This is a genomic window from Aneurinibacillus thermoaerophilus (assembly GCF_019603355.1).
GTDB lineage: Bacteria > Bacillota > Bacilli > Aneurinibacillales > Aneurinibacillaceae > Aneurinibacillus > Aneurinibacillus thermoaerophilus.
Genome location: NZ_CP080764.1, coordinates 1,396,240 through 1,421,467 on the forward strand (window position 1 = coordinate 1,396,240; position 25,228 = coordinate 1,421,467).

The window sequence follows — 25,228 nt, forward strand, 5'->3', positions numbered from 1 at the left end:
ATATACGAAACAATAAGTAATCTATCTATAATATTGTATTATTTTTGTACTCAAATAACCTTTTGAGAAAGTTGCGTTAATAGGAATATATGTTATTCAATTTCAAAGGCGGTATTTCGAGCGTTAAGTGTTAAATTATGCGGGTCTACTTTGCTAGCATGAATAATAGAAGGACCAATCGGGCAATATCCGTCTTGTCTTTATAGATCCGTCCTCTGACAACAAAAGCGGAAAAGCGATCGTAGGCTTCTGAATCCCCAGATGTTTTGCGAGCGCTGTTTTTACCGGCGCGGTGCGGGAAAAATCATTTCTTTACATATGAAGCGGATACAAGTACAAGAAGAAATATTGTGGAAAAGTGTGGATAAAATGGAGAAGCAGAGGTATGATAAAAAGGGCAAAAGATTATACAGACAAGGGGAGAAAAAGAAAAATGGTTGTCCGAATACGAAGTACAATTCTGGCAGGAGTGACCTGTATGTTGCTCGCTTGGCTCGCTTTCGCGACGCAAATTCAGGCTGCTGACGCATCCGGGCCGTCCGGTGAACTGTACTTTCTGGAACCGACTCCGTATTATAACGCGCCGCAGGATGTGCAGGCAGCTGGACAAATCCCGCAGCATGAAATGCCGGAGCCGGTTCTTGAACAACAGGGGCAATGGTTCAAAATTCACTATGAGAAACGGGATGTATGGGTAAAGCAATCCGACAAGCTGTATGTCCGAGTTCTTCCGGTAAAAACAGGAGAGGATCAGACCCCTAACCGCAAATATATGTTCCTTCATCATCCGCTATCCGTTTATCAGCAGCCGGATGCCCGTTCCAAGCGGCTTATGTATATTCATCCACAGCGGATTCAGGTGCTTAAGCAAAACGGAGGCTGGTACCAAATCCGCACGGATGCGGGGCCAGGCTGGCTATATGCATCGGCAGATTATGTGACCGAAGTCATCGGTGTACGCAAGATCAACGTCACCTCTCCCGTACAATTGTACCCGTATCCAGATACATTCTGGAAGCCGATAGGCACATTGGACAACGTGCCTTATGAAACAATTGCGTATGCGAACGCGGGTCGCTGGTACAAAATTGAACAAAACGGCCGTTTTGTGTGGTTGCATGCCAAGGATGGGCAGGTTCAGCCTGCCAAAGCCTCATATCCTGCCCGCAAAACGGAGGCGAACGGATATGTTGGCAACACGATTTTTATGACCGAAGCCAAACATACAAAAGTCGGTGATTTATTTAAGCGCATGGTGGTCGAATGGCACGGAAAACCGCACTGGCTCTTTGACACGTTTATTATTCGTCCAGTCGGCAAGGAACAGCGTGGCTATAGCTTTGAAACGTTCGATACGACGAAAGGGAATCCATCTGAGACGCTTACTAAGTATGTAGAAGAAATTTTCGCGCCTGGCAAAGAGGTAGATTTGCTGGAGAAGGCAACGTTGAAAGCGCGTGCTTATATGGAAGATTCTACATACCGTACAAATGTTATCATCGGTTTGCCGAACCCGATAGGAACGGTGCATCCGGTGCAGCGCACCGCGCTGGTGGAAGGGTATATGGATCGGATCATTGCTCAGTGGAACGCAAAAAATCCACAAGCGCTGCGGCTTGTGGGCTTTTATTGGACGAATGAAATCGTTCCTGATTCAGACCGTGAGTTTGTGAAAGAAATCGGCACAATCGTGCGCAAGAAGGGATATAAATTTTATTGGGCGCCATATTTCCAGGCAGCAGGTGCCGAACAATGGAGAACGCTCGGATTTGACTTCGCCTGGATGCAGCCGAACCATTACTTCAGCAAAGACAATTTCACAGGCATGGATATGCTAGGAGAGACAAATACGATTGCTCGGCAAACAGGAGCCGGTACGATGCTGGAGTGGAACTGGAAGCTGCTTGAGGATCCGAAATACGTGCGAGCATTAAACGAGTATCTTGACCTAGGTCGCCTTGTGGGTGCGGAACACCCAAGCGTGTTTGTATACGATGGGGAAGGAGCGATCGATGCCTTTTTCCATGATGGGAATTCACAAAAACTTGGCTATGTGAAAGAAAAGCTACTTGCCTACCTTTTATCACCGTCACAAGAAGAATAAAAAGAAAGAGGGCGATGGGCCCTCTTATTTTTTTACGTGTTTTTGGATCACAATGTTGTTGATTTCAATTGTTTGTGAAGCTGTGTCATAGTACATATCCCCGACAATCGTACCTTGATCTTTGGCCATAAGCATAACGCTCCAATCGGCGCTTGCTGGAAATTCCAGATAAGCAGGTACGTTTGACCGGGCATTTCCGGCAATTTCTCCGCTGTACCATTTGTCTGAAGCAACATGATAAATAAGCGTTTGATGTTCCGAAAGGGAAGGCAGGTAGATGCGCAATGTCCCGTCATGCGTCACTTCTATTTTTTGAAACGTTTCATATAAACGTTTTGCCCAGAAATTGATCGCATTGTAATCTCGAATTTGGCCCCGCTTGGGAAGGATAGCATTTTGTGCTTTGTGCAAGTTTGCGACTACTGTTTCAGGGCTGCTGCTAATGAAACGGGTGACAGCAGGATTGTAAGACGGTTGTTCCGGCATTTTTTGCATGGTGGATGCGATGCCAGTGTCGTGGGCCATTTTTAGAAATTGAACCGCTTCCACTCGGCTGACTTTTTGGGAACTTCCGTATCCTGCGATGGTTGATTCACCATCCATGCCTTTCGTAATGCCGTGCTCATACATGTAAGCGATAGCGCCTTCGTCATCGTAATGGTGGCCGCCGGCAGCGGAGAAAAGGCGCGCAACTTGGATACGTGTCAGCGCGTCAGCGCGTTTGGCCGGATCGTTTATGCCTGCTGCCGGAAGATTATATTCACGCGCGAGCGCGTATACTTCCTCTGTTGTTCCTGTTCCCAGCTTGTCCCGCGTGTCAGGGAATAGGCGCATCATCATCGTAAGAAACTCAGCTTCTGTAATCACTTCGCCGGGATTAAAGGTTTCGGTCTGCTTTTCATTCAGTATTCCGGCCTGTGCCGCCCAGGGAAGGGTTCCATTTTTCCAGGCCCAATGGTCGCGCGGCACGTCGGTAAATATACCAGATGCGTCCAGCGCGTAGGCCGGAGGCGCGGAAGCAGCCATGATACCAGCTGCGAGAATAAGTGCGGTGGTTTTTAGCTTTATCTTGTTTGTTTGCGTTGTCATCTTCTCTTCTCCCTTTCTATGTACTAAATATGTTGCATTCATATATTAGGCTCTTCATATATTCCAATGTTTGTTTCAACCTTATTTTCCTCCACTTTCTATATATTTTACCTTATATTTGGCCCTACACCAAAACATGTTTTGCAAAGAGCAATTATGTCATATGTGTGGATGAAAAAAAATATGAGAGAAAATATTCATTTCCTTTCCTTGCAATTCTATCTTTTTTATGCATACTTTGGACTATAAGGCCTATAATATTAATTTTTTTTAACATTATAGCTATGATAATCGACAAATACTGATAAATTTGTTATAGTAATAAATGACTGTAAAGTTATATAAATGCATGCTTCGATAATGGCAAACCCACTGAAAAGTGGGGACGCAAAGCCACGGGCCTACCGTTTATGCTGGCATAAACCATGGCAGCCGGGTTGCCGAAAAGCTGGGGTTATAAATAAATGAATAGGCATATAACCACGGCTGTTTCGCGCACGAAAGAGCCCTTTTTTATTTTCTTTTCAAAAAAACACAAAAAGGAGACGAAAGATGAAACGACAATATTCTATCCAATTCAAACATCAAGTAGTGAAAGAGGCTTTAGAGGTAGAAAGTTTAAGTATAGTCGCGCGTAGACATCGCTTAAACTCCCGCATCATTTATCGCTGGGTTCGCGAATTTAAGGAAGGAAAATATTCACTGGCGCAAAATAAATAGTGGATAAACACGCACGTTGTCTTTTGGCTTTTTGAAAAAATGGACTCCAATGGTATTATCTGAATTTTTAGTTCTATTCATTATTTTTTGCTTATATGATAAAAAGTTCTCTCAAGGGGGAGAACTTTTTATTTTCTGTTGTTTAAAGTATTAAAATACTACGTATTAATAAAAACACGGATGGTTCTTATGTGATTCGGGTACAGTAAAAACGGAGGTGATAGCCGTGGCCATTGGACTTACGAACAAGCAAATCGCGGAACGGCTTTCCGCCGCTTTTACGATCGAAGAAATGAAAGAAGCTGTGCAGGCATTAATGGTGGAGAACAATCGTCTCATTGAACGGCAGTTGCACACAATGTTTCAGGAATATTTAACAGAAAACCATTACGAAATAGACGATGGGATAGAAGACGGGATGCAAATTAGATTTCATTAAAAACGGCGAATGCCCTGCTTTGGGTGTAGAATGTACGACAAAACAAATCCTCCTGCAATTTTCCAGGAGGATTTGTTTTGTGGCGCATCGTCTATCCATCAAGTTTCCTCGCACCAATTGCATTTGTGGCTTTTTTTTGTTTTTGGCTTGTCAGCCAGCTGAAACCGCGGTTTACCAATTGGGCACAAATCGCCGACACAGCGAATGTAACTGCATAGATGCTCAGCATATACAGCGCGGATATAGCTTTGTGATGAAAAATCCATTCAATGGTAAAGTTCGTTTCCATAAACTTGTTAGCGTATATAATAAATGCTGGATGTAGTAAATAGATATAGAATGTTAAACCTTTCTGAAAGCGCAGGTGCAACGCATCCACAATATAATGCAATATCGCCGCGCTGGAGACGAGCAGCGCAAATGTTGCTAAGACAAATATTAGATGGTTAGCTGTATATAGTTTAGATGACATAACGAAAAAGTACATAGTAAATCCGGATAGAACCAATAATCCAATAAGAACAATTTTATGCTTTTCCATAAACATAAACATCGGTTTACGATACCAGTACAGTAAGTGTCCTAAATACAATGTAAAAATCCAAGTCGGTAAAAAATGACGTATACCTAGACCAAACCAGCCATGTGCAATTATATGAATATACATATATTGTATGACAAAGAAAAGGGTGATAACCAACAGAATGTTTTTCTTCATAATTAAGCGGCGGAAAAGATAAGCGAATACATAATACTGGCAAAGCATAAAAATAAAGTACAGGTGCCCTGCGGTTTGACCGGTCAAAACATCCTGCCAGTCTTTTTCGTTTGTCGGTATGCCCTTTTTCATAATAATAAAGTACAGCACACTGGCAAACAGAAAAGGAAAATAGATGTATTTTAGCTTTCCTTTAAAAAAGCGTGTGCCTGAAAATTTTTTTCCATCCAGACTGTGTGCAGTAAAAAAACCAGTAATAATTGCTAAAATCACTGTCCCGTAACGGCTAATCTGGTTCAAAGCTGTCTCCCAGAATGTCCACTCAATGTAATCGTCGACATCCGCAGTGTAATGACCGGCAAGTACAAGAAATGAAGAAAGCAGTTGCATCAAAAACAGTGAAGAGAAAAGTCTTTTATCTGAATACATAAAAATTCCTCCGGATTTTAAGTGCTCTACGCTTATCTATGCTCAGATTATACAAACATTTTATGTTAAGTCAATAAAAAATTCATAAAAGATGGAAAATTATACAATTATACAATGAGAATAATGGCAGGAGGAAAGGACAAGCTATAGAAGGAGGTGGCTATTATGTCCAAAAGAGTGAAATACAATATAACGTTGGATCATAAGCGACAACAAAGCACTCAAGCGACGCCTGGAAAACAGGATAGCGAATTTGCTAGCTATACCGATACTCAGGCGGTACGTCTCGATAAACGGCAGCCAGGCGGTGAGTCGCAAAGCAAATATCCGCGCCATGAATAAAAATGTAAGCTTCAGCTTTATCGGAGCTTTTTGCTGAAAAAGTCATTTTTTGTCGTTAAAAAGGTGGCAAGATCATAGTTTGATCATAATTTTGTAACTCATCTTTAATATGTAGTTTTTACAATATAGATGCATACTTCTTTTGAGAAAGCTATATATTTTGGTTGATATATTGACATTTGTATTGTGGGTTATCCCCTTGGCTTTTCCTTCGAACCGTAAAAGAATACGTATGTATCAATTCTAATGTATATGGCCATATACGGTAGCTGCTTAAGTCATAAATCAAAGGAGGTCGCTGCTGTATGGATTACAATGTTATCGTCATGAGCGGAATGGTGTTTTTGATCGTATGTTTATTGCTTGGAGCGGTTCCCGCCCTATTTTTCTATTTACGAAAAAAGAATGTGAATATATAGGCTTTGACTCCAAAAAATGCGCCTGTTCTTTTCACTTCGGGCGCTTTTTTCGTTCACACATCCTTAGTTTTTATGTGAGAATTCTTGACATAAGTAGTTTCATTCGCTAGATTCAGTGTTTTGAATCCGGTATAATGGAAAGACGAGGCACAAAGGAAAGGATGGAAACGTATGAGTGGCATTGTGGGTTTTTTGGGAAACCGGAGTGCTGTGCCGATTTTGCTGGATTGCTTGGATACGCTTGATTATCGAGGATATGATTCAGCAGGTATTGCGATTTCCAACCAGCAGCATGTCGAGATTCGGAAAACGGTGGGCCGGGTTAAAGATTTGCGCGCGCATTTGCTGCGTGAGCCCGTTATGCACGGTACGATTGGCATCGGCCATACGCGCTGGGCGACGCATGGCAAACCTTCGGAAGCGAACTCCCATCCTTTGACCGGCTGCGATCGCCGTTTCGTGGTCGTACATAACGGTATTATCGAGAACTATCCGCAAGTAAGGCGCTCTCTTATGGCACAGGGGCATACATTTAAAACAGAAACGGACACAGAAGTAATTCCACATTTGCTGGAAGAATACGATACAGGTGACCTAGAGGAGACGGTACGGAAAGTGTTACCTATGCTGAAGGGTTCGTTTGCGCTTGCCATTATGTCCGAAGCGCAGCCGGATACCATTATCGCTGTCTCTCAGGATAATCCGCTCGTGCTCGGAGTGGGCAGGAAGGAAGCGTTTTTGGCTTCGGATATTCCCGCCCTATTGCCGTACACAAGGGAGATTTATCCAATTAAAAACGGAGAAATTGCGATTTTGACACCGGGCAAAGCGACGGTAAAGCGGCTGGACGGAACAGAAGTGACGCCGCACTATTCGCTGGCGGACGAAACGGTTTATGATGTGCTGTTGCACGATTACAAACATTATATGATGAAGGAGATTTTCGATCAGCCGAAAGCATTGGAGGATATGCTGACGGGACGGTTGACGCCGGAAGGGGTGGATCTCCCGGAGCTTGCACAAATATGGACAGTGGAAAAGCTGAAAAATTTGCGTAAAGTTGATATTGTAGCGAGCGGGACATCCAATCATGCGGGAGTTATCGGCAAAAAAGCGCTGGAGCAGTTGCTTGATTTGCCGGTGGAAGTGTCTTATTCATCCGAATTTATCCATGAGCACGGGACGCTTGACGAGCGGAATCTGGTGATTTTGTTGAGTCAGTCAGGTGAGACTGCGGACACGTTATCAGCATTGCGCGAAGCGAAGAAGCATGGTTGCTCGACGCTGGCGATTACAAATACTGCTGGTAGTACGCTCTCTCGGAAGGCAGATTGTACGTTGCTGACGAAAGCGGGGCCGGAGTTTGCGGTCGCATCTACGAAAGCATATACATCACAAATCACGGCGCTTATTCTTTTGGCGATTTGGATGGCGCAAAGGATGGGAAGCGCTAGAAAAGAAGAGGTTTCGGAACTGCTTCAGGCGCTGGAACGCTTGCCGGGTGACGTTGATTCGACGCTCATTATGACGCATGATGCGATTGATCAGTTTGCCCAGCTGACGTATGATCAGGAGCATCTATTTTTAATCGGACGCGGATTGGATTATGTGTTGGCACTGGAAGGAGCGTTGAAATTGCAGGAAGTGGCTTACATTCACGCGGACGCATACGCGGCGGGCGAGATGAAGCATGGAACGATGGCGCTGATTACGCCGGGCGTGCCTGTGATCGCGTTAGCGACACAGGCGCGTGTGTTTGATAAGACGGTGAGCAATATTAAGGAAGTAAAGGCACGGGACGCGTTTGTGGTCGGGATTACAACAGTAGGTGACGATGTGCTCGCAGATGAGGTAGATGAGGTGATGTACATTCCGTCCACGCATTCGTTGTTGTTGCCGATTCTGGCGGCGATTCCGCTGCAACTTCTCGCATACTACGCCGGCACGGTACGTGGTCATGATGTCGACCGCCCTCGGAACCTGGCCAAGAGTTTGACGGTGGAATAGAAGGCAATTAGGGTTATTTGAACTTATGGTTTTGATGTTGTTTGACATTAAAGTCGGTAACCTAACATTAAAGATGGTAACCAATAAAACTCTTTAGTAAGCCAATCACTTAACTTTTTGTATAGGTTGTGCTTAGATAGGGATTTGCAACTAAAAGTTCACCAACAAACGTCGTGTGTGGTTTCGCATACGGCGTTTGTGAAGTGTTGCTCGTAGGAAAAATAATTGAGATGTAGCGGCATAGCATAACTTCGTCTTGATAACTGGGTTCATATGACCATTTACAAATAAGTTTCAACTATTCCGAGTTAACAGAAAGAAAAGAGTGCACCATGGTATTGTAGAAAGACCGATCTCTTAATCGTCGGATATGGTGCACAGTCATTACGTTCAATTCAGTCTAGCATTTCAGCCAAATCTTCTTGAGGGTCCCCAATTAACTTTAGATTAAATGTTTTTTGCAAGAAGTTTAATACACCTGGTGTTAAAAATTCCGGAGCCTTCGGACCAATTCGTATATCTGTTATTCCTAAGCTAAATAATCCAAGTAATATGGCAATTGCTTTCTGCTCAAACCAAGACAATACAATACTGACTGGCAACTCGTTGATTTCACATTGGAAAGCGTCAGCCAACGCGCGCGCAATTTTTACAGTGGAAATGGAGTTATTGCATTGCCCCAGATCAATATATCTTGGGATACCTGTATTTCCTACTGTTCCAAAATCAATATCGTTAAAACGAAATTTCCCGCAGGAAGTAGTTAAAATGACAGAATCATTAGGAAGCAACGTAGCTAATTCCCGATAATAATTACCACCCCGTCCGGGAGCATCACAACCGGCGATCACAAAAAATCTCTGAATCTTGCCTTCTTTTACTGCCGAAATAATTTCCGGTGCCAAACCGATCACCGTTTCGTGGTGATAGCCGGTGACCAGTTTCTGATCCGAGTCGATATTTGCCGATGGCAAATGCAAAGCTTTTTCGATGATAGGAGTGAAATCGTTATTTTCAATTTTCGTAACGCCTTCCAGCCCTGCTACTTCATAGGAGAAGAATCGGTCAGAGTAGGTTCCTTTAATCGGCATAACGCAATTGGTTGTTGCCAATATGGCACCAGGGAATTCTTCAAACAATTTTCGTTGATCATACCATGCCTTTCCGATGTTTCCCTTTAAATGAGGATATTTTTTCAATTCAGGATACCCGTGGGCAGGCAACATCTCCGAGTGAGTATAAATATTGATTCCTTTGCCTTCCGTTTGTTTCAGCAATTCTTCTAAGGCAAGTAAATTATGCCCGGTTACGACAATACATTTTCCTTCGATTTTATTTTGCGTTACAGTAATCGGTTGAGGTATACCAAATCGTTCTGTATGTGCACGATCCAACAATTCCATCACTTTGATCGCTGCCGAACCAACTTTCATGGCCATATCAATATGTTCTTGCAAATTAAAATTCACATTTGTTAAGGTAAAGTACAGAGCTTCATGGGTAATAGCATCAACTTCGGGATCTGTATAACCCAATTCCCTTGCATGTGTTGCATAAGCAGCAATTCCTTTGAGGGCAAATATAATCGTATCTTGTATGCTTGCTAGATCTTCATTTTTCCCACATACGCCGACTACTTTACAACCGCCAATCGCTGTTTGCTCACATTGATAACAAAACACGGATATTGCCTCCTTACTATTTTAATTCTTTTGGATTTAATTTCTTTTGTGTAATCTTTGTGTCTGTTTCCATTATACTTAAGAAATCATTTGTTCAGATGTGATAAGCATCACACTTTGTGATCTATTTCACAAACTAGACAAAATTTCAGGATCTCGTTATTTACTTTGAGCGTTTTGCATAATTTTCGCTCTTAGAGCCGCAAGGCTTTTTTAGTCACAAAAAAGGACTTCACCCCAACTTGTAGAAGAATACAGGTGACCAAACCCATTCCACTAAAGAGGAGGAAGTCCACTGTGTATATTCTACAAGAAACGCTATTTTCCTTTGAAGAATGGCTAAAACTTGAATCAAAAGAGCGATTAGAACTTTTTTCTCTTCTTTGGACTTACGTCCATATGCCAAACAATTAAAAAGTCATACCCCACAAGGAGCACCAGGATATTGCCGCGAAGCCATTCTACGCGCTTTTCTGGCTGCACCTATGGAAGGCATTACGACATTTACCATGCTGCATCGCCGCTTACAAACAGACTTACGCTTTCGTTATCAATGTGGTTTTCGTCTAGATCAGGATGCTCCATCTGTCTCTACATTTAGTCGTGTATTCGCGGATATGGTGGAAAAGCAGATAGCTGAGCAGTTATTCCACGACTTGGTTTCTTCCTGTCAGACCGAAGGTCTGATGATCACACAGCACTTGCTATTGATAGTACAGCGATTGAAGCGTATGAACGAAAACAGCCGAAGAAGGAGTCTGAAACCACAGGAAATGCCACGTGGGGTGCCAAGTTTGATACGTATGGCAACAAAATCACCTGGTTTGGCTACAAAATTCATCTTGCTGTGGATACGGAAAGTGAGCTTCCCATTGCTGTAGAAGTCACACCTGCTCATGTAAATGACGGCGACATGGGACCCGCATTGATGAATAAAGCGGCTAAAGTTTCAGATATCGACCTCGAATTTATCATGATGGATGCTGGCTATGACCAGCTAAAGAATTATGAAGCTGCCCATGAACTGAACGCACAAGCCATTATTCCGCTTAATTTACGAAATGAAAAAGAGCCACCGACAGGATTTTCCTCTAACGGAACACCACGCTGCTCCATGGGTTTTGATATGGTATATTGGGGAGCAGACAAACGGTACTTAAAGTTTCGCTGTCCTCATACCGTTGGGAAAGTTGACTGCCCACATGGTTCTGCCTGGTGCTCTCCTTCTGATTACGGAATGGTTGTTAAAGTGAATCCAAATGACGACTTGCGTCGTTTTAGCATTCCTCATCGGGATACGAAACGTTGGAAAGAACTTTATAACAAGAGAACAAGCGTAGAACGCGTTTTTGCCAGACTCAAAGAAAATCTAACGGTAAATCAACTTCATATCCGTGGTATTCAAAAAGTAAAAACGCAAGTTTTTCTGAACCTCTGTATTTTACTTGCTTCAGCCTTGGCTATGTCTAAAGCGTCTGTACGCCAACGTTGTGCATAAAAAGTAGAACAAAAAATTCTGCCCGTATGTCCTTGAACAGCTTTTAAATCAGGAAGCAACTTTAAAAAATAAAGTAAAATCAACTTTAGTATCGTATTCGCTTTTTCACTTTCGGTGAAAATTGCTATTTTGCAAAACGCTCATTTTGCAAAACGCTCATATAAAAGATTGCAAATGATTTTTTGAAGTAGTTTCTCTTTCTCAAAACAATATCAAATACTAAAATCACCAAATCAAATGTAGTTTATTGCCAAAAAAGAAAAAAATATAATAAAATAACTATAGGTTTACAATATCTAAGATAAGGAGTGATCTAATTGCCAAAATATTTAAAGGTGCTGTTGTGGTCAATTCTTGCATTAGTGATTATATTTTGTCTTATTGGCGTTATTACCTTTTTTTCATACACAATTTAATAAAACAACAAACAAGTATTCTTTTTGTCTATATGCAAACGAATAAAATAATATTTCAGTCAGCCAAACTTAGGGGTCTAGCTAAAGCTGTAGCAAGAGACTAAGTGCTAATACAATCTGACATGAGCGCCTCAAGTAGCTAAATAAAAGGCAGGAAAGAAATGGGGCAATAGGAAATACCATGAAACAGCCGTTCTACCAAAATAAGTTGCATCAGTACCTCTATTAAAGAGGCTCTTTGTCAGTAAACAGAGTGTATGAATATATGAGTGGTGTACTGATTACGTGATAAAACTGCAAGATAATAAAAATTAGCTACCTTATTTCAATAAAGGGTAGCTAATTCATTTTTAGTTAATTAAATATTTCCAACAAACTTAAAACTCTGTCCAGCCTTTGCTTTTTAAGTGGTTTTTCCCATACTGATCTCCGATAACCTGTACATATGCATTACCAATTTGTACATCTATAACATCTTTTATTGGTCCGATCTTATAATCGTAAATACCTATTCCTTTAAATACTCCACCTGAAACATAAAAGTCTTGACTTTGTTTAGTTGTTTTAACCATTGGGTTCAAGTTTCTCTTTACGTATGATTGTCCTCCCAGTGATTTTGTAGCACCATTTGAGTTGTACTCATATCTTCCTTCAACATGGTAGATTGTCCAATCTATTCCCGCAGTAGTCATTGTAAAATCATGTTCTACAAATTTTTCGTTTGCTAGAAGGGATGGGTTTTTAGAGCTTTCTTCTTTTACTTCAGCATTAGCAAATGAATTTTGTATCATGGTTGGATTTTGCATAGCTTCTACAAATTTTTCTTGCTCTTCAATAGATAAATTTTTAAATTGGTTCAAAACTTCTTTTGCATCTTGTACGGCTTCATCTGCAAATTTTGGATCAACACCAAGTCTAAGTGCCTCATCCTTATCGTAATTCTCCAAATATTTAGCGTATGACGCTGGACTTTCTAATGGGTTTTCATTTTCTTGTGCATAAGAAACCCCTCCTGTTAATATAAGACCTACTGTTAATAAAAAGCCTAGTAACAAACTAAAAAACTTCCTAAACACACTATCACTCCTATTCGCAGATTTTTATAGCAACTTCTGAACTGACAGGTTCTCTAATGAATATTTCATTCTGATACACCCCTCAATTCAAAAGGAACTATTATCCCTTGTATACTACCTTCCCTCGGAATTAAGAGATACATTAATTCCAATTATATAAAATGAATTATTTGTAAAAAAAGGTATATTGTTCAATCCCTTTCTTCCTTGTTATTATAACAAATATACAATATTAGGGAACTTACTTTTCTCGCCAAATAATACAATATTTGTACCATTTTCAACAATAAATTACATGAAATGCCAAATAAAAATAGATAATATACTTCCAATCGCTTATTCTTTTTAAATCTCTTAAAAATTACATATCATATAAGAATCTTTTACAAAAAAAGGAGTTTCTATATCGAAGAAATTTTTAGGAGGTTTTTACTTATGGTTAACGTCATATTGAACTTGTTTTATTTTATTTATTATGGTGTTTTAACAATAGGGAAAAATAAAAAAAGATCATTAAGCAAATCGATATAATTAATCAGGATGGAAATAAATATAGCTTTTAGCTGTTAGTTCAGGTATTATCCCTTCTTCCAGAGAACATTCTTGAACTTATGAAAAGGAAAGAATTGATAATCCTATACAGTAAAGACAGTCGTCCTGTCGAAAATGGTAAATATATAGATTGCTATAATTATGAGCGTTTTGCATAATTTTCGCTCTTAGAGCCGCAAGGCTTTTTTAGTCACAAAAAAGGACTTCACCCCAACTTGTAGAAGAATACAGGTGACCAAACCCATTCCACTAAAGAGGAGGAAGTCCACTGTGTATATTCTACAAGAAACGCTATTTTCCTTTGAAGAATGGCTAAAACTTGAATCAAAAGAGCGATTAGAACTTTTTTTCTCTTCTTTGGACTTACGTCCATATGCCAAACAATTAAAAAGTCATACCCCTCAAGGAGCACCAGGATATTGCCGCGAAGCCATTCTACGCGCTTTTCTGGCTGCACCTATGGAAGGCATTACGACATTTACCATGCTGCATCGTCGCTTACAAACAGACTTACGCTTTCGTTATCAATGTGGCTTTCGTCTAGATCAGGATGCTCCATCTATCGCTACATTTAGTCGTGTATTCGCGGATATGGTGGAAAAGCAAATAGCTGAGCAGTTATTTCACGACTTGGTTTCTTCCTGTCAGACCGAAGGTCTGATGATCACACAGCATCTTGCTATTGATAGTACAGCGATTGAAGCGTATGAACGAAAACAGCCGAAGAAGGAGTCTGAAACCACAGGAAATGCCACGTGGGGTGCCAAGTTTGATACGTATGGCAACAAAATCACCTGGTTTGGCTACAAAATTCATCTTGCTGTGGATACGGAAAGTGAGCTTCCCATTGCTGTAGAAGTCACGCCTGCTCATGTAAATGACGGCGACATGGGACCCGCATTGATGAATAAAGCGGCTAAAGTTTCAGATATCGACCTCGAATTTATCATGATGGATGCTGGCTATGACCAGCTAAAGAATTATGAAGCTGCCCATGAACTGAACGCACAAGCCATTATTCCGCTTAATTTACGAAATGAAAAAGAGCCACCGACAGGATTTTCCTCTAACGGAACACCACGCTGCTCCATGGGTTTTGATATGGTATATTGGGGAGCAGACAAACGGTACCTAAAGTTTCGCTGTCCTCATACCGTTAGGAAAGTTGACTGCCCACATGGTTCTGCCTGGTGCTCTCCTTCTGATTACGGAATGGTTGTTAAAGTGAATCCAAATGACGACTTGCGTCGTTTTAGCATTCCTCATCGGGATACGAAACGTTGGAAAGAACTTTATAACAAGAGAACAAGCGTAGAACGCGTTTTTGCCAGACTCAAAGAAAATCTAACGGTAAATCAACTTCATATCCGTGGTATTCAAAAAGTAAAAACGCAAGTTTTTCTGAACCTCTGTATTTTACTTGCTTCAGCCTTGGCTATGTTTAAAGCGTCTGTACGCCAACGTTGTGCATAAAAAGTAGAACAAAAAATTCTGCCCGCATGTCCTTGAACAGCTTTTAAATCAGGAAGCAACTTTAAAAAATAAAGTAAAATCAACTTTAGTATCGTATTCGCTTTTTCACTTTCGGTGAAAATTGCTATTTTGCAAAACGCTCACTTTATGAAAGTACAGGTAAATCCTCTCAAAATCTAACATGAAAGAACAACAGGTGTAGTTAGGTGATACCTTTCTCCTTCAATTTTCCGGGATTGGTTACAAGTATAAATTCACGAAAAGGTAAATTGTTACCACTAGGAGCAAGATATGCAGCTTTAATTAGTTCCCCCTGAAAAAGTCAGTCTTCGAAACATTAGGAATTTCTTTAAAAGTGATTAGTTACTCATTTTGAGGATATTTATGGAGAGATGTGGAGGTTCTTGATGCTTTTTGATGGGTTAACTTGTCTTTTTCGTTCGATCTCATTAGCGATCTGTGAGAGACGATGAAGATTGTAGGCGAAAATGGCATAGTCTACTCAAGCTCGGGTCCTCTCTTTTTTTGAGAGGAGGGGCTGTCTTAAAAGTCATAAATGATGATTGAGGCTCACCTCTTTTTTGTCTGCATATCCTATTTATTGGAAATTGAGTTGTGATGTTCGTATGGATTAGTCTGCTTTTGCCTTCTGCAGCTTACAGAGGGCTACTTTTTTCAAGAGATTGTAGGCGACGCTAATCAGCGCTTCCGTATCCGGAGTCGACGATGATGTTGGCTGGAAGCGTGTCAAATCGTTGTTTCGTTTTCTCCAAATGTTCGATCATGCACCACGTATCGGTTCGATCTTGGTGGACGCTGTAACCGACAATAAATTGATCCTCTAGCATCATCAAGATTGCTTGAAATATTTCTTCAATCAAGCCTTTCATTCGTTCGGAGCGAAAACGGTTAATCGTACGGAAATCTGGCGTTTGACGTGCGCTGATTCACATGAATGGAATCTGTTCACGAACGGCTTTGGCGATTTGACGGGACGAGTAGATTTTTTGCGTGTAGGCGTAGATGATAATTTTCGTCATCGTTTTGGGGTGGTAGCTGTGGCGACCGCCGCCTAGATAATATTTTGTGAAGAGGGCATTATCGAGTTGATCGATCGCATCATTGGCTTACACGAACGACGTGACGAGGAGAAATGAGTTCTTCAATATCCATTGGTAAAAAGAATTGATTCATGATATATATAATTTTTAACATAACACGCGAGAAGTCCCCTTCTTCCACGCCTCCGGCGTAGGTGGGGGGATGAATCGTGCTTCTTTTTCTCTTCTATTCGTTGTATACTAGGAATGTACGTTCGTAGTGAAAAAGAAGGTAATTCGAATGATTCGAACCGTAAAAGTCGCTTTTACCGCATCCCGCTTCACCATAGATGCCCTGTTTGCCTTAAATCGCTTCTCGGCAGAGGTGTGGAATACGTGCTTGGCTGAAGCGAAAGTCTACTACCAGCAAACCGGGCAGTGGATCGGTAAAACCGAACTACAAAAACGCTTGAAGCGTCGTTTCCCGATGCACAGCCAGAGCATACAAGCTGTGTGCCACAAATATCTTTGGGCACGAGATAGCGCACATCAGGCCCGAAAGGAAGGGCACACGAACGTCCGCTATCCATATAAGCAAAAGAAGTATTTCAACACAAAGTGGGCGGCAGACGGTTTTACCATTCATCCCAACGGACGCATTTTGTTGAGTCGCGGCATCTGGGAAGGCAAGCGTCAAGCACCGAACCCGCCGGGTTCGCATACATGCGCCATTGACCCGGGTGAAATTCATACGCTTGCAGCCGTCGCAACAACTGGAGACAGTCTCATTGTGACCGGACGAAAAATCCGAAGTATTCACCGCCTGCGTAACAAGAAGCTTGCAGAGCTTCAGCGAAAAATGAGCAAGTGCCAGAAATACAGCCACCAGTGGAAGCGGTACAATCGGGCGAAACAATATCTTCTTTCTAAAAGTAAACGCCAGTTACAGGATACCTTGCACAAAACGACGAAACAGTTTGTCGAATGGGTGGTCGCCCAGTAAGTGAACGAAGTCTACCTTGGAGACGTCGAAGGCGTCCAGCGAAAGAAGAAAAAGAAACGTTCTCGCTGCCACAATCAGCGAATGAGCCAGTGGCAGTTTGGGAAAGTAAAGAAGTACCTAACGTACAAACTGAAGGCGGAAGGCATCATGCTCCACAAGCGCGAGGAACGCTATACATCGCAAACCTGTCCGGTTTGCGGGGCGAAAAAGAACGTGCGTGGTGCGGCTATACCCAACATCGGGACATTCACGGTGCGGCGAATCTACTGTCCAAAGTGTTGTATGAAAACCGGATTCAGTCCTTGCGGTTTGAAATTCAGAAACCCACGTATCTACGGATCGCCTAAGCGAGAAGTAGTAGATGGTTTGTTCCGCCCCACGCCCGTAAGGGTGTGTTGCTGAATGATTCCCCTCGCAGACGGCACGTGTCTGTGAGATCAGCGACAACCCGCTGATCGCCTGTTCTATCGAGGTGGACAGTTCAGAAACCCCCACTTCAACCTATGGTAAGTGGGGGAGGTTCATACATAAGAGACATTCCTTTCTTGGTAATTGTTGGGTGGTACTTGCATTTTACTAAAAAGGCGTCTTTTTTTTACGAAAAAAAAACGGGGCATCCCGATTACTTTTGGGACAGCCCCTCTGAAGTATTATTACTTCAGAACAGATCGATCCGACAATTCCCCTTTCGGACCGAAGAATTCGAAGTGGATCGCTTCCTCAGCTACTCCCCATTGTTTTAAAGCACCATAAATCGTCTTCATAAAAGGTATGGGACCACAGAAATAAAAGTCTGCGCGAGGGCTCGGCACGATGGTTTGAAGCCATTCCAAATCAATATAGCCTTCTTTATCGTAATTGCGGGCCGCCCTGTCTTCTTCCGTTGGTTTTTCATAACATACAAAAGAGCGTACATTTCCCCGTTCAGTCGCCAAGCGAGTAACATGCTCTCTCATCGCGTGAACTGTACTGTTGATCGCAGCGTGAATGAACGTGACTTCACGTTCAGGCTGTACTTCGGCAAGCGTATTCAACATACTGATCATAGGTGTTAAACCAACACCGCCGCTGATTAGCACAATAGGCAGCTCTTTTTCCATATCCAGTACAAAATCACCAGCAGGTACACTGATTTGCAAAACGTCCCCTTCTTGCACATGTTTGTGCAGGTAAGTGGAGACAATCCCTGCCGGCTTGTCTGCACTTTCATCCTCACGTTTAACACTTATTCGGTAATAATCTTTACCCGGTGAATCCGATAAACTATATTGACGGATATGCGTGTATTTTTCTCCTGGGATACCTATTTTCATGCTGATATACTGCCCGGGTAGAAAGGAAGCGATCGCCTGGCCATCTTCCGGTTTTAAATAGAAAGATGTGATCACATCGCTCTCCTTTACTTTTTTAACCACAATGAATTTTCTGAAGCCTGCCCAACCCCCTTCTTGTCGTTCTGCCTGCTGGTACATTTCCGCTTCCACGCTGATGAATACATCGGCAATGGCTTGATAAGCTTCCTTCCATGCTTGGATAATTTCATCAGTTGCGGCATTTCCAAGCACATCTTTAATGGCTATCAGTAAGTACTTACCCACAATTGGATAATGCTCAGGCTTAACGCCTAAGCTTATGTGTTTGTGAGCAATTTGTATAACGGCTGGCAAGATCGCCTCAAGATTGTCGATATTCGCCGCAGCCGCATAAACCGCATTTGCAAGCGCTGTTTGCTGTCTTCCTTGTTTTTGGTTTGCATGGTTAAAAATATTCAGCAACTCTGGGTGATTTGTGAGCATCGACTCGTAAAAACGGGTTGTGATCGCTTTACCGTGATCTTCTAAAACAGGTACGGTAGATTTGATAATCTCGATCGTTTTTGGACTCAACATTTTGGCTCCTCCTCTTAGTCACTTAGTTGACTTGTTTTCCAATAGAATCCTTGCAAATTCATTATAGAGCAGGGGAATCATCCGGACAGTGATATAAATCACAACCAGATATACGTGGCAGCGTTGCCAAACTCATTGTGTGCCCAGAGCGGGTCCATGTTGGACTCGTGCAAGCTGATGAGGACTAGCCGGTGAAAGTCCGGTCCGGATAATCGCCAGGGAGCCTGGTAGCAGACGGCCGGTACTCAGGGGAAACGACGGGTATCGAAGCGCCGTGTCAAAAGCCCCTTTGGGGGAGCAACCGGTCGGTCTGTAGTATCAAGCGAATCCTGCCGCCGCGTGATGGCAGCCCCAAATAGGGAACAAGCGAGGGCCGAATCGAGAGTGTCACGGTGAAGGCCATCATCGGAACTGGGGAAGATACCTAACCTTGACCAACAGGAAACGGAGACCGTATAACTGGTGAGCCCCGGGAAGTCGGTTCTCCGCCAGGAGGGTGGAGGATGTATTGGCAGTAAGAACACGGTGTAACATCAAATGCTTATGGAAATGATGAGCATGAAGTATAGTGTGAAAAACATTGGGAAAGCTGATTATTGAACTCACATTATGAAGTATGAACAAGCTAGGGCACAAGAAGGCGGTTGGGAAGGTTTTCGGGAATTTGTAGTGGTTAAAAAGGTAAAAGAAATTGACGTGCTCACTTCATTCTTTAAATCCTGCGGACGGAAAAGCAATCGCTCAATTTCAACCTGGGCAATCCTTAACCTTAAAGGCAAAAATACTAGGCGAAAAATATACACATATTCGCCACTACAGTTGAGTACATTGGATGAGGATTAGGGAAAGAGGAAGGGGGATTTTTCCTTCTTACTGGGGTACCACCACATCGCCTCGGCGTATCAAAATCCAGGACGACAATCTACTTCAATAGTGCATAAACTTAGGAGGTATATGTTTATGAAAGCGCTTATATTCCGTGAACCAGGAAAGTTCGAGTGGGTAGAGAAGGACAAGCCGACGATTCAGAAACCGACGGATGCAATCGTAAAAATCACCAAAACGACGATTTGCGGCACGGATTTGCATATATTAGGCGGTGATGTACCGGCGGTAACCGACGGTCGAACCCTGGGACACGAAGGTGTCGGAATCGTAGAAGAAGTAGGCACGGGTGTAAACAATTTCAGGCCCGGAGATAGAGTGCTGATTTCTTGTGTCACTTCCTGTGGAAGATGCGATTATTGCAAAAAAGCGATGTACGCTCACTGTGAAGACGGTGGTTGGATTTTAGGGCACCTGATCGATGGTACTCAGGCGGAATACGTTCGTATCCCTTATGCTGATACGAGTATGTATCACATTCCCCCGGGAAGCGATGAGGAAGCACTTGTCATGTTGAGCGATATTTTGCCGACGAGTTTGGAAATTGGGGTGATTTACGGCGGCGTTCAGCCGGGGGATGTGGTCGCTATCGTCGGGGCCGGGCCGGTCGGGATGTCGGCACTCATGACAGCGCAACTTTATTCGCCGGCGGAGATCATCATGGTCGACCTTGACGATAATCGCTTGGAGCAGTCCAAAAAGTTCGGGGCCACCAAGACAGTTAACAGCTCAGAGGGAAATGCGGTTGAGCAGGTGATGGAATTAACGGATGGAAAGGGCGTTGATGTAGCGATTGAGGCCGTCGGGTTCCCGGTGACCTTTGACATCTGTCAGCAAATCCTGAAGCCCGGCGGACGGCTGGCCAACGTTGGTGTACACGGCAAGCCTGTCGATCTACGCTTGGAACAATTGTGGCTTCGCAATGTCAAGATCACGACTGGGCTGGTTAGCACGAGCATGACACCGATGTTGTTAAAGACAGTGCAGTCTGGAAAGATCAAACCAAAACAATTGATCACTCACCGCTTTCCGCTGGACCAGATCATGCAGGCGTACGAGGTGTTTAGAAATGCTGCCAGAGAAAAAGCGATGAAAGTGATTTTATACAACGATTGAATCTCTTTGAAAGGAACGGCTCAAACCGTTCCTTTGCTCGTTGTGTGCCCGGCATGGATGTCATCTATAGGGTTCAAGTCCCGAATGATGAAGGCAGTTGTAGTCATTAGCTTAAGACAGGGGTGTCGACCGCGAGGTCGAATCTGAAGGAAGTCGGCGGCAAACCTACGACCTGAGGAACACGAACCTCATATGAGGCCAGTGCTCGCTGGATGAGTCTGCAATACACAAGACAAAGTCCTAACTGCCGAAGACAAGTAAAGGTAAATGAGGCAAGTAGATGGAGAGAAAGATGGCACTGTTACCCGGGGAGGTCTGTCTGATACGCCGAGTGTTCTTGGTAACCTCATCCGCCTTACTGTTCCATCTCATTGATTCTGTTCGGGGTCTTATATTATGTTATTATGTGCTTGGGCTTAGCTTAATTCTCATACGTTACCTCCAGTGGAATCGGGGGCGCTTGGCGGACGATTGGGCCAATACAAGGCGTTTATCATGCTCGGCATGTTGCATATGAAGGTACATTATCGCCAGTTGAGCGATTTCATGCCTTTATATCAGCCTATCAAACACAACGACCTTTTGAAGCAAGCGAACTAGCTGTTTTTGATGATTTATTAGCGATTATAAGAGCGTTTCGCTTTGACCGTATTGAAGACGGAATTGCGTTAAAAAATGCATTCGACAGTAATCAATTTATGTCTGAAATGATTTGTTGTAATGCTTTTAGTAATGTGTTAGTTTGTGACACGGAGGACACCTCGTTTATGCAATGGATTGTATGGGGATACAGCCTATTGTATACGAACGTGTCCTCTTTGGCTGAAATTAGTGCCAAAATACATGAGGTTCCCCGTTATGGCCCAAGGCAGTTCACAGCCAAAACCATTGCCTTATGGGTATTGCTCTATCGTAGAGAAGGATTTCACGGTCTAAAACCAAAAGGGCGATCAGATCGGGGACGCTCACGTACAATCATTCAACATCAGCAGTAGACACTTACATGATAGCATATATTACAATTTGAAAATAATGCCTATAAGAGAATAGATAATTACAGTTGAAAATAAGACTGTCATATGAAGTAGGGAATAAATAAACATTGATTTAGCCCATTTCTCTGAATCCATCTTTTTATAACCGAAAATACTTAAGATAAGCCATATAACACTTAAAAGGAGGGCTACTAACATAAGACCGAGACTTAAAGACCCAAAAAGAAAACTTATTGCAATTAAAATGATTAAATAAATATTGGTTTGTATATATGTTCTTTTAACACCTTTGACTACTGGAAGCATAGGAACCTTCGCAGCTTTATACTCATTGTGCTTGCGAATAGCTATGGCATAGAAATGAGGCATTTGCCAGATAATTGTAATCACAAAAAGACCAAGAATAGCAGGATGTGTGACGTCTGGATAAATAGCCGCCCATCCTATTAGAGGTGGCATTGCTCCAGAAATACTTCCAATCTCCGTATTATAAATTGTTCTTCTCTTACTCCACATCGTATAAGGGACAATATAAAAAAACAAACCTAGAAACCCTAGGAATGCTGCTAGAGGAGTTGCTAATGAAAGAGCTACGATTCCGAAGATAGACATAAAGATACCAAGCCATAATACTGTTTTAGGCTTTATTTCTCCTGTCACAGTTGGTCTGTTTTTCGTTCTCTCCATAATAGAATCTATATCTCGATCATATAAGTTGTTAAAAGCTCCAGCTGCACCCATTACTAAAATCGAACCAATCAAAGCAAATATCATTTCCGGCAATTTCTCAAACAGGCTAATCTGATATGTATATAATGCCAATGTTAATCCAGCAAACATCGGAATCAGGTTTGATTTAATAATCCCGATTTTAATAGTTTGCGCCAAAATTTTTGACAAAGTCTGTTTCTTCGTTGTAAGTTTTTTTTCCTTTCGCATTATTCGCTTCTTCCCTTCTTCCCCTCTTCCCCTTTTACTGATTATCTATAATTGTCATAATCCAATTTAGAGTGACATTATTGATGGTTACTTCCGAATTAGAAATACAAAATAAACTTTACATACTTATTAGAATTTATATACTATATGGTATGTTAATGCTATATGGTATGATTGTCAAGAGAGGGAGGAAGAAGAATGGTCAGACGAAGATTAACTCAAGAGGAGCGAAAAAAGGAAACACGGCAATTACTTTTAGAATCAGCTGTTGAGGTCTTTGCTCAATTAGGCTTTCATGGGGCTTCTGTTGATAAAATTGCAGAATATGCTGGATTTAGTAAAGGGGCAGTTTATGCACATTTTCATTCCAAAGAAGAGCTCTTCCTAGCCATATTGGAACAACAAATGAAGTTACATGTGGACAACATCCATCAAGTAATAGACCAACAGCATTCATTTTCACATTTTATTGAAACAATGGATGAATATTTCCTTTCAGTTAGGCAGGAAAATCGAACATGGAACATGCTTAACATGGAATTTCTTCTTTATGCGATGCGTGAAGAATCGGTGCGTCATAAATGGTCTAACATGATAATTGAATCAGTTGAAAAAATTTCAAAGGCCATTGAGAAATTGATGTCGAAAGAGAATTATGAGTCTACTCTAACTCCGAATGAAATGGCATGGACTATTCTTTCGTTAGAAAATGGCATTGCTGTATTATATTATATTAGTGAAGGTCGTATGCCTCATAATTTATATGGAAATGCACTGCAACATATGCTTTTGCCTACTCGTCAGGAAGATTAGAAAATATTCCAATCATAACAGGTGTAAGTATATTAGTTATATTAATCACAAAAAACCTAATCCTCAAATCGTTGCAGTGACTAGGCTGAGAATTTCGTAATGAATTTTGCGTGTTTATTTTTTGTTTTCATCTTCAAACATTAAGTTTTTATAAATAATATCTTTTAACAACTCCGTATGATTATGCAAAAAAAAGTGATTTCCTTTTAGTTCATAAAATTCAACCTCTTTTTCAGCCATTTCTCTCCAAATATTATTATAGTTTTGGGTAAGCTTATCATCAGAACCCAGGATAATTGTCAGTCCACAATCTATTTTTTTACTTTTATATTCATATTTGTATTCTTCAACAATTCTAAAGTCATTTCTTAATATAGGAAAAAAGAAATTTAGTACATCTTTATGTTTTAGCAAATCGCTTGGTATTCCCCCAAGTTCAACAACTTGCTCTAAAAACGTATCATTATCTAAGTGGGATATCTTAATACTTTTTCTTAACATTGGCGGATTAATTCCACTCAAGAAAAGGTGTTCAGGTGCTTCAGTTTGACTATTTTTAAGCTTGTAATATAATTCATAGGCTATATAAGCCCCCATACTGTGTCCAAATATAGCGTATTTTTCATTACCCTTGCTTAATTTAATTAATTCATACATATCATCAACCGCTTCAACGATATCAGTATAACTATTTTCATTAAATCTTGTACCACGTCCTTTATATTTTAACGGTATAAATTCAATTTTATGTGTATTTTTCAGCCAATCCCTAAAAACTGTTTTTGAAGATCCAGCATATCCTAAGCAAAAAACTTTAATTTCAATTACCTCCTAATAATAAAGTATCTAATTCTACTTGATTGTATTCATGAAATTCAAAATCTCCAATCTCCTTCGTTGAGCATATGGACATATGATAATTATCATGAATGATCTCACTGTGAAAGTAAAACATTGTATTATTACCTTCGTGGTATAAATGAATCTTATTGTTTTTAAATGAAAAATAAAATGAATTTAGAGGTGAGTGCAGTCCGCTACCTCTTGCTTTTAAGTAACTTTCCTTTAAAGTCCATATTCTAAAAAAATTTTCCTTGACATTAGAGGCACTACTTATGTAGTTATACTCTTGTTTTGTAAAAAATCTCATTGCCAGTTCTTCATAGTCTAAGTCAATATACTCCTGGATATCAATACCAACATTTTCATTTGATATAGCAATCGCAATAAATTCACCAGAATGAGATATATTAAACGACAGCCCCTTGCTTGAAAGTAGGTAGGGCTTTCCATATTTTTCGTATGCAAGTTCAATATCCGTTAAATCACGGCTAAGTTCGCGTGAGATAAGATATTTTAAGAATAAGTGACTCAGAAGTGAGCGAATTTTATCACTTTCATTTAAAAACCTAGAGATTTTCTTCTTTGTCTCTCTATTTAACAATGGGTATAAACTCTGGTAATCATTGAGATTACGAGAGCCATCTATACGAATTAGATGTACTTGCATTGATAAGCTCTCCCTAATATTAAGTTATCAATAATAAATGACCTGGCAAGTGAAATATGCAGTACTAATGAACT

Annotated in this window: 20 protein-coding genes, 2 pseudogenes and 1 riboswitch; of the genes and pseudogenes, 12 read left to right on the top strand and 10 right to left on the bottom strand. The window is 41.4% G+C overall.

Going from position 1 to position 25,228, the window contains the following annotated elements; all coding sequences use genetic code 11:
* The first annotated feature begins 385 nt into the window (after positions 1–385).
* Positions 386–2,104, top strand: a complete 1,719-nt coding sequence (locus tag K3F53_RS07435; protein WP_082706028.1) for a DUF4855 domain-containing protein — start codon at positions 386–388, stop codon at positions 2,102–2,104.
* A 24-nt stretch (positions 2,105–2,128) separates the two neighbouring features.
* Here the strand turns inward: K3F53_RS07435 and K3F53_RS07440 are convergent, their stop codons facing one another.
* The gene (locus K3F53_RS07440) at positions 2,129–3,193 is read right to left on the bottom strand and encodes an S-layer homology domain-containing protein (protein WP_057899151.1); all 1,065 of its coding nucleotides are present in this window, start codon (positions 3,191–3,193) and stop codon (positions 2,129–2,131) included.
* 352 nt (positions 3,194–3,545) lie between these two features.
* A riboswitch (cyclic di-GMP riboswitch) is annotated at positions 3,546–3,638 on the top strand.
* Positions 3,639–3,745: 107 nt separating this feature from the next.
* Between K3F53_RS07440 and K3F53_RS07445 the strand changes: the two genes are divergently transcribed.
* Together K3F53_RS07445 and K3F53_RS07450 are read left to right on the top strand one after the other, a co-directional pair.
* Positions 3,746–3,913, top strand: a complete 168-nt coding sequence (locus tag K3F53_RS07445; RefSeq protein WP_082706026.1) for a transposase — start codon at positions 3,746–3,748, stop codon at positions 3,911–3,913.
* A gap of 226 nt (positions 3,914–4,139) precedes the next feature.
* Positions 4,140–4,352 carry a hypothetical protein gene (locus tag K3F53_RS07450; protein WP_057899150.1) on the top strand — a complete coding sequence of 71 codons (213 nt, stop codon included), beginning with the start codon at positions 4,140–4,142 and terminating at the stop codon, positions 4,350–4,352.
* Positions 4,353–4,443: 91 nt separating this feature from the next.
* Here the strand turns inward: K3F53_RS07450 and K3F53_RS07455 are convergent, their stop codons facing one another.
* On the bottom strand, positions 4,444–5,499 hold the full coding sequence (locus K3F53_RS07455; protein WP_220560067.1) for an acyltransferase family protein: 1,056 nt from the start codon (positions 5,497–5,499) through the stop codon (positions 4,444–4,446).
* Between the two features lie 165 nt (positions 5,500–5,664).
* Between K3F53_RS07455 and K3F53_RS07460 the strand changes: the two genes are divergently transcribed.
* Complete coding sequence (locus K3F53_RS07460) at positions 5,665–5,841, top strand: hypothetical protein (protein WP_220560068.1); 177 nt, start codon at positions 5,665–5,667, stop codon at positions 5,839–5,841.
* A 590-nt stretch (positions 5,842–6,431) separates the two neighbouring features.
* Positions 6,432–8,267, top strand: a complete 1,836-nt coding sequence (glmS, locus tag K3F53_RS07465; RefSeq protein ID WP_057899148.1) for a glutamine--fructose-6-phosphate transaminase (isomerizing) — start codon at positions 6,432–6,434, stop codon at positions 8,265–8,267.
* Between the two features lie 395 nt (positions 8,268–8,662).
* Here the strand turns inward: glmS and hcp are convergent, their stop codons facing one another.
* Positions 8,663–9,949 carry a hydroxylamine reductase gene (gene hcp, locus K3F53_RS07470; RefSeq protein WP_220560077.1) on the bottom strand — a complete coding sequence of 429 codons (1,287 nt, stop codon included), beginning with the start codon at positions 9,947–9,949 and terminating at the stop codon, positions 8,663–8,665.
* A 297-nt stretch (positions 9,950–10,246) separates the two neighbouring features.
* Between hcp and K3F53_RS19885 the strand changes: the two are divergent.
* Positions 10,247–11,447, top strand: a pseudogene (locus K3F53_RS19885) (transposase).
* Positions 11,448–12,240: 793 nt separating this feature from the next.
* Here K3F53_RS19885 and K3F53_RS07480 read toward each other — a convergent pair.
* On the bottom strand, positions 12,241–12,939 hold the full coding sequence (locus K3F53_RS07480; RefSeq protein ID WP_220560089.1) for a hypothetical protein: 699 nt from the start codon (positions 12,937–12,939) through the stop codon (positions 12,241–12,243).
* Positions 12,940–13,761: 822 nt separating this feature from the next.
* Between K3F53_RS07480 and K3F53_RS07485 the strand changes: the two genes are divergently transcribed.
* Positions 13,762–14,964, top strand: coding sequence for a transposase (locus K3F53_RS07485; RefSeq protein WP_220560098.1), 1,203 nt, complete (start codon positions 13,762–13,764; stop codon positions 14,962–14,964).
* 695 nt (positions 14,965–15,659) lie between these two features.
* Here the strand turns inward: K3F53_RS07485 and K3F53_RS07490 are convergent.
* Together K3F53_RS07490 and K3F53_RS20020 are read right to left on the bottom strand one after the other, a co-directional pair.
* Complete coding sequence (locus tag K3F53_RS07490; RefSeq protein WP_327860702.1) at positions 15,660–15,818, bottom strand: hypothetical protein; 159 nt, start codon at positions 15,816–15,818, stop codon at positions 15,660–15,662.
* Positions 15,798–16,179: pseudogene (locus K3F53_RS20020) on the bottom strand (transposase); the annotation flags it as partial. The gene K3F53_RS07490 and the pseudogene K3F53_RS20020, both read right to left, overlap by 21 nt.
* 126 nt (positions 16,180–16,305) lie before the next feature.
* Here K3F53_RS20020 and K3F53_RS07500 point away from each other — a divergent pair.
* Together K3F53_RS07500 and K3F53_RS19375 are read left to right on the top strand one after the other, a co-directional pair.
* Positions 16,306–17,007: a transposase gene (locus K3F53_RS07500; RefSeq protein WP_246615693.1), complete on the top strand. Its 702-nt coding sequence runs from the start codon at positions 16,306–16,308 to the stop codon at positions 17,005–17,007.
* Entirely contained in the window at positions 17,008–17,409 is a 402-nt protein-coding gene (locus K3F53_RS19375) for a zinc ribbon domain-containing protein (RefSeq protein WP_246615694.1), read from the top strand.
* Between the two features lie 251 nt (positions 17,410–17,660).
* Here the strand turns inward: K3F53_RS19375 and hmpA are convergent, their stop codons facing one another.
* The gene (gene hmpA, locus K3F53_RS07505) at positions 17,661–18,896 is read right to left on the bottom strand and encodes an NO-inducible flavohemoprotein (RefSeq protein ID WP_220560107.1); all 1,236 of its coding nucleotides are present in this window, start codon (positions 18,894–18,896) and stop codon (positions 17,661–17,663) included.
* A gap of 960 nt (positions 18,897–19,856) precedes the next feature.
* On the opposite strand from hmpA, the gene K3F53_RS07510 reads away from it, so the two are divergent.
* Together K3F53_RS07510 and K3F53_RS07515 are read left to right on the top strand one after the other, a co-directional pair.
* On the top strand, positions 19,857–20,897 hold the full coding sequence (locus K3F53_RS07510; RefSeq protein ID WP_057899143.1) for a zinc-dependent alcohol dehydrogenase family protein: 1,041 nt from the start codon (positions 19,857–19,859) through the stop codon (positions 20,895–20,897).
* 767 nt (positions 20,898–21,664) lie between these two features.
* Complete coding sequence (locus K3F53_RS07515; RefSeq protein WP_220560109.1) at positions 21,665–21,892, top strand: hypothetical protein; 228 nt, start codon at positions 21,665–21,667, stop codon at positions 21,890–21,892.
* 21 nt (positions 21,893–21,913) lie between these two features.
* Here the strand turns inward: K3F53_RS07515 and cyoE are convergent, their stop codons facing one another.
* Positions 21,914–22,831, bottom strand: coding sequence for a heme o synthase (gene cyoE, locus K3F53_RS07520; RefSeq protein WP_057899142.1), 918 nt, complete (start codon positions 22,829–22,831; stop codon positions 21,914–21,916).
* A gap of 198 nt (positions 22,832–23,029) precedes the next feature.
* Here cyoE and K3F53_RS07525 point away from each other — a divergent pair, with 198 nt between their 5' ends.
* The gene (locus K3F53_RS07525) at positions 23,030–23,644 is read left to right on the top strand and encodes a TetR/AcrR family transcriptional regulator (protein WP_057899141.1); all 615 of its coding nucleotides are present in this window, start codon (positions 23,030–23,032) and stop codon (positions 23,642–23,644) included.
* A 114-nt stretch (positions 23,645–23,758) separates the two neighbouring features.
* Here the strand turns inward: K3F53_RS07525 and K3F53_RS07530 are convergent, their stop codons facing one another.
* On the bottom strand, positions 23,759–24,469 hold the full coding sequence (locus tag K3F53_RS07530) for a thioesterase II family protein (RefSeq protein ID WP_220560830.1): 711 nt from the start codon (positions 24,467–24,469) through the stop codon (positions 23,759–23,761).
* The gene (locus tag K3F53_RS07535) at positions 24,465–25,154 is read right to left on the bottom strand and encodes a 4'-phosphopantetheinyl transferase family protein (protein WP_057899139.1); all 690 of its coding nucleotides are present in this window, start codon (positions 25,152–25,154) and stop codon (positions 24,465–24,467) included. Before K3F53_RS07535 ends, K3F53_RS07530 begins: the two co-directional genes overlap by 5 nt.
* Positions 25,155–25,228 lie beyond the last annotated feature (74 nt).